Annotated in this window: 11 protein-coding genes; 3 read left to right on the plus strand and 8 right to left on the minus strand. The window is 59.8% G+C overall.

Annotation, left to right across the window (positions count from 1 at the left end):
- Positions 1-311: 311 nt before the first annotated feature.
- Both J3U87_RS14440 and J3U87_RS14445 read right to left on the minus strand, forming a co-directional pair.
- Positions 312-2,297 carry a hypothetical protein gene (locus J3U87_RS14440; protein ID WP_237383758.1) on the minus strand — a complete coding sequence of 662 codons (1,986 nt, stop codon included), beginning with the start codon at positions 2,295-2,297 and terminating at the stop codon, positions 312-314.
- Positions 2,298-2,450: 153 nt separating this feature from the next.
- Positions 2,451-3,320 (minus strand): N-acetylneuraminate synthase family protein, encoded by an 870-nt coding sequence (locus J3U87_RS14445; protein ID WP_237383759.1) that lies wholly within the window; start codon positions 3,318-3,320, stop codon positions 2,451-2,453.
- Between the two features lie 306 nt (positions 3,321-3,626).
- Between J3U87_RS14445 and J3U87_RS14450 the strand changes: the two genes are divergently transcribed.
- Together J3U87_RS14450 and radC are read left to right on the plus strand one after the other, a co-directional pair.
- On the plus strand, positions 3,627-4,871 hold the full coding sequence (locus J3U87_RS14450; RefSeq protein ID WP_237383760.1) for a class I SAM-dependent methyltransferase: 1,245 nt from the start codon (positions 3,627-3,629) through the stop codon (positions 4,869-4,871).
- A gap of 157 nt (positions 4,872-5,028) precedes the next feature.
- Positions 5,029-5,736: a RadC family protein gene (gene radC / locus J3U87_RS14455; protein WP_237383761.1), complete on the plus strand. Its 708-nt coding sequence runs from the start codon at positions 5,029-5,031 to the stop codon at positions 5,734-5,736.
- 21 nt (positions 5,737-5,757) lie between these two features.
- On the opposite strand, the gene gatA is transcribed toward radC, so the two are convergent.
- The 5 genes from gatA to J3U87_RS14480 all read right to left on the minus strand — a co-directional run bounded on the left by gatA (position 5,758) and on the right by J3U87_RS14480 (position 9,420).
- Positions 5,758-7,197, minus strand: a complete 1,440-nt coding sequence (gatA, locus tag J3U87_RS14460; RefSeq protein WP_237383762.1) for an Asp-tRNA(Asn)/Glu-tRNA(Gln) amidotransferase subunit GatA — start codon at positions 7,195-7,197, stop codon at positions 5,758-5,760.
- Between the two features lie 83 nt (positions 7,198-7,280).
- Positions 7,281-7,577: an Asp-tRNA(Asn)/Glu-tRNA(Gln) amidotransferase subunit GatC gene (gene gatC / locus J3U87_RS14465; protein WP_237383763.1), complete on the minus strand. Its 297-nt coding sequence runs from the start codon at positions 7,575-7,577 to the stop codon at positions 7,281-7,283.
- A 190-nt stretch (positions 7,578-7,767) separates the two neighbouring features.
- The gene (locus J3U87_RS14470) at positions 7,768-8,262 is read right to left on the minus strand and encodes a hypothetical protein (protein ID WP_237383764.1); all 495 of its coding nucleotides are present in this window, start codon (positions 8,260-8,262) and stop codon (positions 7,768-7,770) included.
- 350 nt (positions 8,263-8,612) lie between these two features.
- Complete coding sequence (locus J3U87_RS14475; protein ID WP_237383765.1) at positions 8,613-8,816, minus strand: hypothetical protein; 204 nt, start codon at positions 8,814-8,816, stop codon at positions 8,613-8,615.
- A 148-nt stretch (positions 8,817-8,964) separates the two neighbouring features.
- Positions 8,965-9,420, minus strand: a complete 456-nt coding sequence (locus tag J3U87_RS14480; protein ID WP_237383766.1) for a hypothetical protein — start codon at positions 9,418-9,420, stop codon at positions 8,965-8,967.
- Positions 9,421-9,945: 525 nt separating this feature from the next.
- On the opposite strand from J3U87_RS14480, the gene glpK reads away from it, so the two are divergent.
- On the plus strand, positions 9,946-11,418 hold the full coding sequence (glpK, locus tag J3U87_RS14485; RefSeq protein WP_237383767.1) for a glycerol kinase GlpK: 1,473 nt from the start codon (positions 9,946-9,948) through the stop codon (positions 11,416-11,418).
- 100 nt (positions 11,419-11,518) lie between these two features.
- On the opposite strand, the gene J3U87_RS14490 is transcribed toward glpK, so the two are convergent.
- Positions 11,519-14,140: an ATP-binding protein gene (locus J3U87_RS14490; protein WP_237383768.1), complete on the minus strand. Its 2,622-nt coding sequence runs from the start codon at positions 14,138-14,140 to the stop codon at positions 11,519-11,521.
- Between the last annotated feature and the right edge of the window lie 120 nt (positions 14,141-14,260).

The raw sequence follows: 14,260 nt of genomic DNA on the forward strand, positions 1-14,260 counted from the left end.
GAGGTAGCGCACTCACAAACCCTGGGCGGGACACTCGGTCACACCATACATCGTAAAAAGGCCCGAACCCCGACGGACGGTCCGGTCACGCGGTGACGCTCGGAGTTCCGCAAGCGCCCCGTTGGATAATTCATTCAAGGTATTTGGCTTCGATTCGGGCAACCGCGCATCGTCGCGTTTCTCCCAGCCACTCTTCATGGGCACGAAACCAGAAACGCTTGATATCGGTCGCCATTCCATTCACAACCAAAACTCGGTCGTTAGGCAAAAAGTCTAAACCAAAGAGTTGACCCTAGGCAACCAGGGAAAAGTCATCCGACCGGATGCAGCGCGAAGGAGACCGAAGCCATGTCGTCGGATTCTCTGCGCGTCTCGTCCCACTCGGCGAGGGAAAAAAGCACGCGCGTCAGGTGACCGGGCGGTCGCGGGTCGTGCCAAAGCATGGGAAAGACGGCACAGCGTCCGGGATCCCAAGATATGCGAAGCCGCCGCCTGGCATCGCCGAATTCCAGCCAACCCTCGGTCGCGCCGAACCCGGTGGTACAAGACACCAGGCTGGACAGTGGCGACCCGTGGTGGCAGGCTCGATCCAACGGGAAGATTTCGACCGATCGGCCGCCATTGTGGCACCTCAATTGGAGCGGGCCCCGGAAAGCATGGGGCAGCAGCGTGAAGTGACCCACACGCGCGGTACCCCGCGGGAGCAGCCACCCGGGAAATGCGTAGGTTATGGCGAGAGATTCGGAATCGGCGCGGAATCGGTACTGTTTGAGAATCGGACCGAGGTGCGTCCCGATCCGACCCTGAACCACCAGATCTCCGGTTTCGCCTTCGAGATACCATTCGGGTTCGCATCGCGCCAGGTCGGTCAGGCGGCGATGATCCGCGGGCAATTCCATCACCACGTGCCCGGAGTAGAAGTCGGCGCCCAGATCGATGCCCTCGAAGTAGCCGTGGGCCAAGGTGCCGATCAGCGGTGCGGCATCGTGCCGGGGAAAGGCCAGCCGTTTGATCGCCAAGCCACGGCGCAGGTTGAGGGCTACGTCCAGGTGATCGGTGCGAATTCGCAGCTCGATGCCCTCGGGATCGCGTTCCAGGGTCACCCCCAATTCGGACAGTGCCGGATCCGAAAGGCGACGACCAGGCTCGCTGGACACCGCGATCGGAAACGTCGGGTCGCCCCCGAGTTCACGAATCAGGGTCTGCAGGTCATGGAGGGCTCGCTGCAATCGGTCCGGATGGATGTGGGTGCGCAAGTCGCTGGACCACAACAGGCAGAGCCGCCGATAGAATTCGGGTCGGGCCACTTCGGCGGCGTTCTCGATCAGTTCGGCGGCTCGATGGCACAGGGAGTTGAGGCGTAGATCGGCACGTCCCGTGACGGCCCATCGCGAGACGTTGTATTTGGGCTGCTTCTTGACCGGGATGGGTTGATCGACCGCGTTGAGTCCCAAGGGAGCGGGCTCGGGTTCGTCCTGATTCGGGACCATGCGGGTCAGCGCCTTCGAGGGCAGCAGCCAGGTAACACCGTGGCGTGAAAGCACTTCGTCGAAAAGGGACCCGATGCGTTGCCATTCGTCGGGAGCCGCGCTCAGCGGTTCGTAATCGTAGCGCCGGGGTCGAAAGCCGAAGATTTCCACATCGCTGCAGTACAACGGCAATGGATGCGACGCGGTGGCGAAGCGGCGAGCCAGATAGGCGTGGTACTCGGTCGAATCGATATCCCGATGCACGAACCGCTGAAATTTCTGGAAGAGAATCGAATCGCTCCAGAGCACGGGAAGCGAAGGGCGATCCAAACCACGGGCCAGCCAGGGCGCTTGCCGCGGCAGTGCATCGCCCAGAAGCAAATGGGCGTTGTCCCAATCCAATACCAGGGCTTCGTAACCGTGATCGGCGTAGATATCGACCATGGCGGGGGAGAAGGCCATTTCGTTGACCAAGACGATGCGCGGCCGAACCCCCAGCAAGGATCGATAGCGGCGAAGGCCCCACTCCTGGTTCCAGTGATTCACCGCGTGCGGCATCAGCGGGCCGATCGCCTGAATGTATCCACTGCCCACCAGTTCACAGCGCGACCGTTCCAGCAAACCGCGAAACCGATCCATCCACTGGGGTCTCAATGCCTGGACCTGCTCCAGAGTCCAGGCCGAGGCCTCCACACCCAACGGAAGCCCGCGGGATTCGATCAGGTCCAGCAGCGGGGCGTAGCAGGCATCGATGACCCGTCCGCGATCCTCGGTCGCGATTGCCGAAAAGGCGAGGTTCAGGTGGAAGATGGCGTAGACCTGACTCATGAAACTCCCGTTTTCACACGACATATCCGTCTAGACTCACTATCGGTCGGCAGAACGGATTTCGATCGAAGCACCTCGTTTATTCTATGGCCCGCATCCTCGGAAGGGGCACCGTCGCGGCTGGACGAACCCGTTTTCACCACCTCGACCGCATCAGGGCGCGAACCGGGCTCGCATTTCGCGCAGGGGCCGCAGGCCATCCTCCGGATCGGCTCGCCACTGGCGATCGGGCAATTCGAAGGAATTTGGCTGTTTGCAGCCGTCGCCGTCCGCCGCGAACCCGGACTTGATGCCCGCGATGACCGGCTTGATTTGCTCGGGCAACCAGCAATGGCCGGCCTCGTATTCGGCCCCTTTGGCATCCAAGTCCAAATGGAACTCGATGATCGATGCGTTCCAGCGGTTGACCGCCCGGAACAACACTCCCATGTCCCGCGAGTGATCGGACCACCCCACCGGGCACTGGAATTCGGTTGACAGGGTTTCCATCGCGGCGAGATTGCAGGCCTCGGCCGGGGTGGGGTAGGCCGAACTGCAGTGAAGCAGGCGAAAATCGCCACATCCGAAGCGACGCAGTACCTCGACGGCATGCCGCACTTCCTCGAGATCGGCCATACCGGTCGAAAGAATCAGCGGTCGACCCGTTCGGGAACAAGCGCGCAACAGCTTGTCCCACAAGAGTTCGTAAGAGGCGATCTTGAAAAAATCCACGTGTGGCTTGAGGATTTCCACCGCTTCCAAATCAAAGGGGGTACAGCAGAAGGCCACATCGCGCAGCTTGCAGCGAACCGCCAATTCCGGAATGAAGCTAGACGGCAGTTCCCAGGCCTTCCGGGCTCGGTGAGTCTCGGATTGGGTCAGGATTTCGGGCGCAAACAGCGATTCCAATCGGAAGAGTTGGAATTTCACCGCATCACAGCCGATATCGGCAGCGACATCGATGAACTCGCGACAGCGATCCAAATCCTGATGATGGTTGCTGGAGACCTCGGCAATGAACAGCGGAGGTGAAACAGGCGACATGGAAACTCACTTTATCGAACGTTTTGGATGATTCCATTTATAGGCGGGTTTTCCGTTCAGTGAAAGTACTTTTTTCGTTCGGATCTATTCCTAAATATAAGTAGTTGTTGTCGTATCGGGTGTTTTCGCACAAATCAGGAGGAACCCGCAGCGACGCCGATCTCTTTCAAGCTGCACGGCGGTGTGGTAGCTTTACCTCACCGCGTTTCCCCACTCGAGACATGGCGATCTCGCCGGCCGCATCGATCCCGATCGCAGGACCGATGGCGACCCACTCTTGAAATATCCTGACGATCGGGCTGAATCATGATGGACACACGCTTCAAACCGTTTCAACCGACGCCTTCACCGGCGCCGGAATCCGACTATCGCGCCGAGCGCCCCTGTCCCATCTGCGGATCGTGGGAATCGCGATCGGTCCTGCACATGAGCGATTTCCAATTCTTCAGCGACGCCCCGAACCTGTGCAAACGCGCGGACATTCACCACGTGCAATGCCGCCGGTGCTTCGCGCTGTTCATGAACCCCTGCTACACCGAAGCCGGATTTCGGGTTCTATTCGCGGAAGCCGGCATGACTTACGGTTCCAGTGGTATGCGTCAAAGCGAGCAGATGGGGTGGCTGGAAGAACGCGGCCTGCTGGAGCAGGGATTCACCTACCTGGATGTGGGCTGTGCCGCGGGTTCCTTCATCGCCGCCTTGCCGGCCGAAGTGAACGCGGTCGGAGTCGACATCGATGCGGACGCGGTGGCCCGGGCACAGGAACGATTGGGCGGCGAGACCCGGCGCTTCGTGGCGGCCGACTTCGAAAAGCTCACCTGGGACGAACCCGTCGACGTCATTACCATGTTCCACGTGTTGGAGCACCTGCCGAAGCCGATCACCGTGCTCGAGCGCCTGCGGGCCCTGGCATCGGCCGAGACCCGGCTGGTGGTGGAAGTGCCGTTGTTGGAAAAGGGAAAAACCAACGACATCAACGGTTTCCTTACGCCGTCACACCTGACCCACTTTTCGCGAACCAGTTTGACGATGTGCCTCCATCGATCCGGTTGGCGGCTCGTCGACGCCACCGACCAGCCCGATTACAACGGCTACCGCGTCCTGGCCGAACCGGCCGAGCCGAACGCCACGGACCGGCCCTGCCAAGACGATATCGCCACGCTCTACGATTACCTGGCCGACTGGAACGCCAACCTCCATCGCTGCGCCCAACGCCTGGTGCGACAACTCGATGCCGAGTACCTGGTGATCCGCGGTGGCGGCATGCACACCGAATTCATCTACCAGTTGCTGCCACTGTTCCACATGGAACATTCCGGAACAAAGGCACGGGGTTACGCGATTCTGGACGGCGATCCGAAAAAGCAGGGGCGTCATTGGCGCGGCATTCCCATTCTCCCGCCGACCTGTATCGGCGATTTCGATTGGGGCTCGACCCAAATGTTGATCAGCAGTTACGGCCACCAGGAGGCGATGATCGAAGAAGCGCTGGCGGCGGGAGTGCCCCGCGAGCGAATCATCGCGCTCTACGATTTCATCCGTCGTTACTGAATCTCGTTTGGCGCCCGATCGGCCACATGACCGCTTGACAGACACCCGTCGCCTCATTTGAAATAGGGTCCACCACACCGACAACCGATGATTTCCCTCTCCTCCCCATTTCCTCGAATCGGGCGGCCGCGTCGCCGGCCCGGAAGGTGATTGGACCATGGCCGACCACAAAGGACATCGCGTCAGACTTTGGGAGCGCTATCGAGCCCAGGGATTCCGGGCCGGATTCCACCACCCCCACGAAAAACTGGAACTGTTGCTGACGCTGGCCCTGCCACGGTGCGATACCAAGCCGTTGGCGAAACGATTGCTCGAACGGTTCGGATCGCTGAACGGCGTCGTCACCGCAACCACCAGACAACTTTGCTCGGTCGAAGGGGTCGGCAGCAAAACCGCCCACCTTCTGCGCCTGCTCGGCGAAACCGCGGTGGTCCTGGAAGAGGAAAAGATCCGATTTGGTCGCTTCCTGAGCGATATCGACGAGATGAAGCGCTACCTGCGACGCGAGTTGGCTTTCGAGGAAGCCGAATATCTGCTGGTCCTGTTTCTCGATCAACAACGGCGTTTGATTCGCGCCATCCGGGTATTTCGCGGCACGGTCAACCAAAGCGTGGTGTATCCCCGCGAGGTGGTCAAGGAAGGCCTGACCTGCAACGCGGCGCGCGCCATGATCGCCCACAACCACCCCAGTGGCCTGGCCGAGCCGTCACGCCAGGACATCCATTTGACCCACAAGGTTCGCGAGGCCCTGGCCATGGTCGACATCTTTTTGGAAGACCACTTCATCGTCGGCAAGAACGAAGTCACCAGCCTGCGCGAGCGCGGTGTGTTCGACCGCAAACGCGGCACCAAGGCGAAGGCGTGACCGGCGAGCGACGCGCTCGGCTCAATCCCGCAGGGTTTCCACCAAACGCGCGGTTCTCAGCAGGTGGGCTTCCTGGAAGTGGTTGCCCATCAGTTGCAGCCCGATCGGCAATCCGTCTCCATCCGCGCCGTACGGCAGCGACATCGCCGGAATGCCCGCCAAATTGGCGGTGACGGTGAAAATGTCGCTGAGGTACATCGACATCGGATCGTCCGTGCGATCGCCGAACGGAAAGGCCGTCGTCGGCGTGGTCGGCGCCAGCAACACGTCCACCTTGGCGAAGGCCGCCCGGTAGTCTTCGATGATCTTGGTGCGCACCCTTTGTGCGTTGAGGTAGTAACCCTCGTAATATCCGCTGGAAAGGCAATAGGTTCCCAGCAAAATACGGCGCTTGACCTCGATTCCGAAGCCCTCCGAACGCGAGCGCACGTACATGTCGCGCAGGTTGGCCGCGTCGGCGGTTCGGTGAGTGTAGCGCACGCCGTCGAACCGCGCCAGGTTGGAACTCGCCTCGGCCGTGGCCAGCAGGTAGTAGGCGGGGATCGCGTATTCGGTGTGGGGCAGGGAGACTTCCACGATTTCGGCGCCCGCTTCTTCGAGGCGTGCGACCAGTTTCGCCATGGCCGCCTTGATTTCGGGCTGGACATCGCCGCTGGAGAATTCCACCGGCAGGCCGACCTTCAGGCCGGCAGGCGGCGTCTCCAAATCCGCCAGCACATCGGCGGTCGCGACCCGTGCCGAAGTGGAGTCGCGCTCGCAATGGCCCGCGATCACTTGAAACAAACGCGCCACACCGTCCACGTCGCGGGCGATAGGGCCGATTTGGTCCAGGCTGGATCCGTAGGCCACGAGGCCGAATCGCGACACACGGCCGTATGTCGGTTTGAGGCCGGTCACGCCGCAAAAGGCGGCCGGTTGGCGAATCGAGCCCCCGGTGGAGCTGCCCAACGCCAGGGGAACCAGGTCGGCGCCCACCGCCGCGGTCGAGCCGCCGCTGCTGCCGCCGGGCACGCGTTCGGGGTCCACCGGGTTACGGGTCTTCTGCAGGCCCGAGAATTCGGTGCTGGATCCCATCGCGAATTCGTCCATGTTGGTCTTGCCGATCAAAATGGCGTCGGCTTCCCTGAGTTTCGCGATGACCGAGGCGTCGTAGGGCGAAACGAAGGCTTCCAAAATCTTGGAAGCACAGGTGGTCTTGCGACCGGTGATATTGATGTTGTCCTTGATGGCGATGGGCACGCCGGCCAAGGAGCCAAGCGGCTCGCCCGCGGCCCGCTTGCGATCCGTTTCACGAGCGGCGGCCAGGGCCTCCGCCTCGTCGATACTCAAAAAGGCACCCAACGCTTCGTCGCGCTCGCGAATCTCGTCGAGACAGGCGCGTGTCAGCGCTTCGCTGGTGAAATCGCCGCGCTGCAGGGCGGCCAACATTTCTTTGGTCGTCTTTCCCGTTTCTATCGCCATAGCCACCGCATCCACTCCAACCGCGTCATCGACGCTTGATGTTCCGGCCCATCCGAGGGGTTATGGCACCGGAATCCTTGAGATCATTTGACCTGAATCACTTTGGGAACCAGAAAATGGTCGCTTTCCGTATCGGGTGCGTTCTGCAAGGCGGCCTGGGTGCCCAAGCTCGCACGCGGTTCGTCCTCGCGAAAAGCCGTGGCATCGTGAAGGATCGAGGAGGTCGCGGGAACCCCTTCCAAATCCAGTTCGCCGATTTTCGCCACGTGATCCAAAATGGAGCCCAGTTGCCGGGCCAAGAGTTCGGCTTCCGAATCATCGAACTGGAGGTTCGCCAGTTTGGCGTAATGAGCCACCGTTTCCTTGCTGATATCCGACATGGAAGCTCCTTCATAGCCGAGGGGCTAGCGCGAATGCGTAACGTTTTAGCAGGCTCGCGAGCCATGGGTCAACTGCAACTTGTGGGGAATCCAGGACGGTCGGTCCTTTCAAAAAAGACAAAGCCCGCGATTTTCCCTGGGAAAAGCGCGGGCTCCGACGTGGCGCGATTTCAAAAAACAGCGGTTTGCTCTACTGGTCGTCGGCCAACTCGATGCCCAGTTTGCCGTCTTTCATGGCGATGCGACCCGTTACCTTGACATCCAGATCTTCCGCATCGCTGAAGGTCATGAAGCCTTTCTTCAACCCCAGCTTGACGATGTACTTGACCGTGCGGGAGTTGGTCACCAGTTTCTTCTTGTCATCCATCAGGTAGATGCCCTGAACGTCGTAATTGGCCAAAAGCCCTTTGTTGAGGGTGGTCGCCACGTCGCGCAAGCTCGCGAGAGGGACTTTGGCGATGGTGACCCCTTTGACCGAGTTGGGAATCTGGTCCGGCGTATGCGTCGACGAATTGAACACGACGGCCAACATGGAAAAATTGGGATTCTTTTCTAGAATCAGCTTGAGCTTGTCCTCGATGCCTTCACCGGCAAACGCGGACGCTCCGCAGAAAAAAACCAACAACAGAGCCAAATTTTTCATTTTCGACATGTGGAATTTGGAAAAACCAGGTGTGAACTTCATAAAAGGAACCTCTCCAGGTGCAAACCTGTTTCGCCTTGGTAGTCCGAACCTCGACATCGAAAGAAGGGGCCGACCTACCATGGAATCGAAACGCATTTTAGCGACGGACAGAGAAAAAGCCGTCAACCGCCGCAGCAAAGCCGACAAGCATACCTCAAACGCTCGTAATTGAGTAGTCCCTTCAGCGTCAAAAGAGCAGCGAAGCAGCACAGATCGGCACCGAACCCACTGACACGAAAAGGACATGTCGCCCACGGGCCGGTTGGCAAAAATGTTCGGCGAATCGATGGGCATGCGCCGAATGACGGGGGTTGGCCGGAGGTCACGGATTCAGGACAGCCGGAGCCACTCTAAACCAGAAGATCGAGGACAAGGGTTTGGGCTTCCAAAGCACGCTTGAGGTTCTTGTTCTGAACTTCCTGAATCTGCTGGGCAATATCGAATGGCGAAGGCGCTTCCGGCAAAGCACCGGAACCCCCGGACCGAACGCGTTGAGTGGGCGTTGCCAAGGTTCCGCTGGGGTTGGGAACTCCGCCGCCGACGGCTTCTATCACGAGCTGCTCCTCAAAGGGTTTGAAAGGGAGAACGTTGAGAACGGTACGTTCAGGTCGATGTATTAAATCCTTCGACCGCCGCCACACTTTTCTTGACCCCGATTTTTCTCTACCCCAAAAACCCCGAAAGTGGTCATCGGGGCCCGTCTCACTCGGGTGCCTGCTCCTGCTCCATGCGCCACTTCTCACCCTCGCGCACGACGCGACCGTGAACTTTGGCATCGCGCTCTTCCCGGGAATCGGAAAAAACGAGAATCCTGTATTTGGGGGCCTGCTTCATGAGGTACGAAATGGTGCGCTTGTTGGTGACCAGCTTGCCCTCGTCGTCCAAAAGCAGGAGCGCCTGAACCTCGTTTTTCTTCAACGTATTGTTGACGATGGACCGCGACACGTCGGAAACGGATTTGATACCGACTTCCAGAATCTGAATATCGCCCACGGACGATTGGATCTGGGGAGATCGATTATTGCGCGCATTGTAGACGACAACCATGGTCTTGATGTCGCTATGCTCCTCGGCGATCGTTCGGACCTTGGCGACGAATTCGGTTTGCCCGAATGAATTGAGACCGACAGCCATGAAGACTAGGAACCAATACTTCATTGTGATCCTCGATGAAAAAAAGAAAGTTGAGACACGCATCCAAGTGAGAACGCAACGTTTTTACACAAATTCCATGAATGAAGTTGCGTGCCATGTATTGAATCAAGACAGTAAAAAATCTTACCACTTCCCAGGATTTGAGGAAATGAGGAGAAAAGCACATCTGGGACGCTTTTTTCATCACAATTAGTTGATTTTTCACGACCAACCGTTTCGACGCCGTTCACAGCGGCAGTCGAACGCCCGGAGGAACGTCGCCGCGGGCAACCGCTCTTCCTGTTTTCTGATGAAGCGGTCTCGATTTCCCGCTACCATAGCGGCACGCCCTGAGAATTTCCAATCCAAATCGCACACAAGGCGGTACATCCGGTTCCCGCCGCGTTCGCGATCGGTCCGGTCGGGATCGACCCGAGATACGGAACCCGAATCAACCCCCGGCAGGTGCTCGTCGCCGTTTCACAAGGGTTTCCGCCGGTCGCCCCGAAAGGAATTCTCCAATTCAAGGCCCCGAGGATTACCAGTATCATGAGCGATTCATTCATTCTCGCAATCGATCAAGGCACCACCAGCAGTCGTGCCATTCTCTTCGACAAACAGGGCCATCCCGTGGGTATGGCACAGGAAGAATTTCCCCAACACTATCCGGCCGACGGCTGGGTGGAGCACGATCCCAACGACATCTGGTCGACGACGGAGCGCGTTTGCCGTGCCGTGCTCGCGGACCGGGGCATCGACGCCGGCCAGGTGGCCGCGATCGGCGTCACCAACCAACGGGAAACCACCCTGATCTGGAATCGCAGGACGGGTGAACCCCTTCACGCCGCCATCGTCTGGCAGGATCGCCGCACTGCCGAGCTCTGCACCAAACTCAAGCAGGAAGGTCACGAAACCTGGCTGCGCCAGAAAACCGGCCTTTTGTTGGATCCCTATTTCTCGGCGACCAAAATCAAGTGGATCCTGGATCAGGTGCCGGGTGCGCGTTCCCTGGCCGCCGCGGGAGACCTGGCCTTCGGAACCGTCGACACCTATCTGCTCTGGCGCCTGACCGAGAGGCGGGTACACGCGACCGACGCCACCAATGCTTCGCGCACGCTTCTGTTCAACATCCACACCCAGCAATGGGATCCAGACTTGCTGGATCTATTCCAGATACCGGCGGAGATCATGCCTTCGGTCCTGGATTGCAGCGCCGACTTCGGCAGCACCCGCCTGTTCGGCGGCGACATTCCCATTCTGGGCATCGCCGGCGATCAGCAGGCAGCCACGATCGGGCAGGCCTGCTTCGAGCCAGGCATGGTCAAGAGCACCTACGGCACAGGTTGTTTCGTCGTCCAAAACACGGGGGACACGGCCATTCAATCCCAACACCGACTGCTCAGCACCATCGCCTACCGAATCGACGGCCGAACGACGTACGGATTGGAAGGCAGCATTTTCGTTGCAGGGGCCGCAATCCAATGGCTGCGCGATGAAATGGGGCTGATCGACACCTCTTCGGAGAGTGAAAAGATCGCGGCCGCATTGAGCGGCAACCACGGTGTCTACCTGGTTCCGGCCTTCACCGGCCTGGGCGCACCGCACTGGAATCCGGATGCGCGCGGCGCCATTGTCGGGCTCACCCGCAACGCGAGCGCCGCGCATGTGGTGCGGGCAACGCTCGAGGCGGTCTGCTACCAGACTCGAGACCTGATGAGCGCCATGGCCGGCGACGGCACCGAGGCCGCCACGCTGCGGGTGGACGGCGGCATGGTCGGCAACGACTGGTTGTGCCAGTTCTTGGCCGATATTCTCGGTCTGCCGGTGCAGCGCCCGGTCGTGGCGGAAACGACCGCCCTGGGCGTCGCGTACCTCGCCGGCCTGAAACTGGGTTGGTATGGATCGCTGGAAGAAATCGGCCGGTTATGGGAACGACAGGCTTCGTTCAAACCGGCGATGGACGAGCCGAAACGCACCCGTCTCTACGAAGGCTGGAAAAAGGCACTGGCTCGGGTGCAGTGATTTCCGGCTACCCCCATCCTTTTTATCGATCGCGGTGGAGATCGGCGGGGCGCTCGACCTTGCCGATTCCATCCGATCACCGCCCACTCGTTCCGAGACCTTAAATCTGCTCGCGGACCTCCTCGATCAACAACAAGCGCTCGGGCGACAAACGAGCCAGGTTCAATTCGCCCGCTTTCAGGGCCAAAGCGTCCAACAACGGCTGAAACACCCGTTCCAGACCGGCTCCTTCGATCATCTCGCGAACCTCCCCATCCTGGCCCGCCCGAGCCAGGCACAGGGCACCGACCAACGCCAGTCGCAGCACTTCTTTGCGGCAGGGGTGTTCCACATGTTCACCCAAAAAGGCCAGGATGCGCGGCATCGCCTGGTTCCAAGGCGCCGGGTTCTCCCCGACCAACTCTTGAAACCCTCTGCGGCAAAACGGGTTCTCGGGAGCGAGGATCAAGGCCATGATGGCGTGCTCGACGGCTTTGGCACGACGTCCACTGGCTGCCAACAGGTCCGCCAAATCCCAATAGGACTGACCGGTGTCCGGCCCTTTTTCGATCGCCTTCAACAGCGCCTCTTCGGCATCGTCCAGACGGTCCAATCGCTCGCGGTACAGAAGACCGAGATTGGACCAGGGCAACGCCCAGTTGCGGTCCAGGGCACAGGCCCGGTGAAAGGCGTGTTCGGCATATTCCGGTCGCTCGAGACAGTCCGCACACAGGACACCCAAATTGTTCCAGGGCGCGGCGATGCCGTCGCGGTACTTCATGGCCTGGCGAAACGCGTGCTCCGCATTCTCGACCTGGCCCATGTGGGTCAAGGCGATGCCCATGTTGTTCCACGCCGCAAAAAAGTTCTCGCGCAGGTCGATCGCACGCCCGTAGGCTTCCTCCGCCTCTTCGTGCCGTCCCATGTGGCGGCTGTACAGGTTGCCCAGAAGAAACCAATAGATCGGCTCGCGATCGCTGAGGGCCAAGGCCTTTTCGGCTTCGCGTTCGGCATCGGCGATGCGCCAGTCCACGTCGGCGTAGATCCGGGCCAGGTTGGCGTGGGGTAAGGCCAGGCGATCGTCGACCTGAATCGCCTGCTCGTAGGCGTCGCGCGCGCCTGGGAAATCGCCCCGCTCTTCCAGAACCGCGCCGAGCCAATTCCACATTTTTGCGTTTTCGGGCTGACGGCGAACGCCCTCGCGGCACGCGGCTTCGGCCACGGCCAGGGCACCCTGTTGGCGAAAGGCCAGGCTCAAGTCGGTCCAAGCCCCGTATCCGCGGTCGTCCAAATGGGTTTTGGCGACTTCCAGCAGCCGGCCCAAAATCGTCTGGGGCGTTTCCTCCGCTTCTCGCGGGTACTGCTCGAGAAGATGCGCCACGTGAAGCTCGATCTCCTGAAAACGCTTTTGCTGTTCCACGTTCCGCGCGGGTCGAGCCGTAAGTCCGCGACACTTGTCGGTACCGCATACGTTGCCGAACGGGTTGAGGTAGGCGAACCGCGGCAAACGCTGTTTCGGTGCAAGATCTTCGGGTTCCTCGGACTGCGCCCGCTTCGACGTCCTGTCACGATCGTCGGCGCGGTAGAAAAGTTCCATGAAGTCCAACATGGGACGCAGCCGACGGAAGCCATCGTGATCGAAGCGGGCGAGGTAATATAAATTGTAGAACCGCTCCACCACCTGATAGGTCTTGCGTTTTTCGGACCCGCCCACTTCTTCGATATAGCCTTCGTCGATCAAGCGCTTGATCTGGGCACTGACGTAGTTCGACGGTTTGCGAATATTGCGGGTAAGGATTCCCACCCCTACCGGATCCCACTGGCGGGCGATCGCATCGAAGGTACGGCGTACCAACGGCTTCAATGCCTGGATCCGGCTTTTGAAAAAGATGCCGTTGTCGTCGAACAGGCGTTCCAGATCTTCCTGAACCGAACGGGTTCCCGTCTCGTGCCAAATCCGAAACAGCATTTTGATCAGGCGGGGATTCCCGCCGGTGAGAATCCGCAGCGCATGAACCCGGGCCGGCTCGCGTTCCACCAGTTGACGCACGTTGTCGCAGTCGTGCCGATCGGCGAAATTCAAAAGCGCCCGACACACCAGATCGCGGCGAAACGGTTCCAGGTGAATCAGGCGAAAGTAGTCGTACAGCGGCGAGTCCAAATCGGTGATGTGAGAAAAGTAGCCCGGGGCGGTGGCGACCAGAACCACGTCGTCGCCGCGAGAAAACGCGTCTCGGAAACGCACCAGCTCCGCTTCCTTGGTCAAGGCTTTCATCACATCGTTGATTTGGTCGACCAGAAGCAGGACCCGCTTTCCCACCACGTCCCGAACCAGGCGAAAAAACACGGCTTGGGCCTTCGCGGCCAAGTTCTTGGGGTTTTCCTCGATGAGGCGATCGGCGTGATCGTTGAGCAGCCCGGCCGCCAGGGAGAGTTGCCGAATCGCGGCCAACCAAAAATCCGCGAAATCACCCACCGCGTTCGCCTGGTCCCCGAAATGTACCGGCAACCAACGGGCGTTCAAGGAGGGTTCGTCCTCGATGAAGTAGGTAAGTGTGTACAGCATGGTGGTCTTGCCGATGCCGGGGGGACCCAAAAGCAGCCGGGGCTCCGTGGTTTGCCCCGCATCTCGCAGGGATTCCAAAAGCGATTGGATCAAATGCTCTCTCCCGACGAGTTCTCCCAGCAAGATCTCTCGGGGAACCAGGTCCGGTTGATGCAATTGAAAGTGGGCCAAATTCATGGGGGGATGACTCCAAACACCACGCCGACACCAGCGGGTCGAAGGCGGTTCTCAACATCGAGGTCGTTCACAAACCAAAACGAGGGTGGACAGGGAAACCCTGTCTCAGAGAGGGAATGG

The organism is Sulfidibacter corallicola (assembly GCF_017498545.1).
Lineage (GTDB): Bacteria > Acidobacteriota > Holophagae > Acanthopleuribacterales > Acanthopleuribacteraceae > Sulfidibacter > Sulfidibacter corallicola.

Bases quoted from the DNA above. Each gene is read 5' to 3' on its own strand.
- J3U87_RS14440 (WP_237383758.1), bottom strand. From the start codon at position 2,297: ATGAGTCAGGTCTACGCCATCTTCCACCTGAACCTCGCCTTTTCGGCA.
- J3U87_RS14445 (WP_237383759.1), bottom strand. From the start codon at position 3,320: ATGTCGCCTGTTTCACCTCCGCTGTTCATTGCCGAGGTCTCCAGCAAC.
- J3U87_RS14450 (WP_237383760.1), top strand. From the start codon at position 3,627: ATGATGGACACACGCTTCAAACCGTTTCAACCGACGCCTTCACCGGCG.
- radC (WP_237383761.1), top strand. From the start codon at position 5,029: ATGGCCGACCACAAAGGACATCGCGTCAGACTTTGGGAGCGCTATCGA.
- gatA (WP_237383762.1), bottom strand. From the start codon at position 7,197: ATGGCGATAGAAACGGGAAAGACGACCAAAGAAATGTTGGCCGCCCTG.
- gatC (WP_237383763.1), bottom strand. From the start codon at position 7,577: ATGTCGGATATCAGCAAGGAAACGGTGGCTCATTACGCCAAACTGGCG.
- J3U87_RS14470 (WP_237383764.1), bottom strand. From the start codon at position 8,262: ATGAAGTTCACACCTGGTTTTTCCAAATTCCACATGTCGAAAATGAAA.
- J3U87_RS14480 (WP_237383766.1), bottom strand. From the start codon at position 9,420: ATGAAGTATTGGTTCCTAGTCTTCATGGCTGTCGGTCTCAATTCATTC.
- glpK (WP_237383767.1), top strand. From the start codon at position 9,946: ATGAGCGATTCATTCATTCTCGCAATCGATCAAGGCACCACCAGCAGT.
- J3U87_RS14490 (WP_237383768.1), bottom strand. From the start codon at position 14,140: ATGAATTTGGCCCACTTTCAATTGCATCAACCGGACCTGGTTCCCCGA.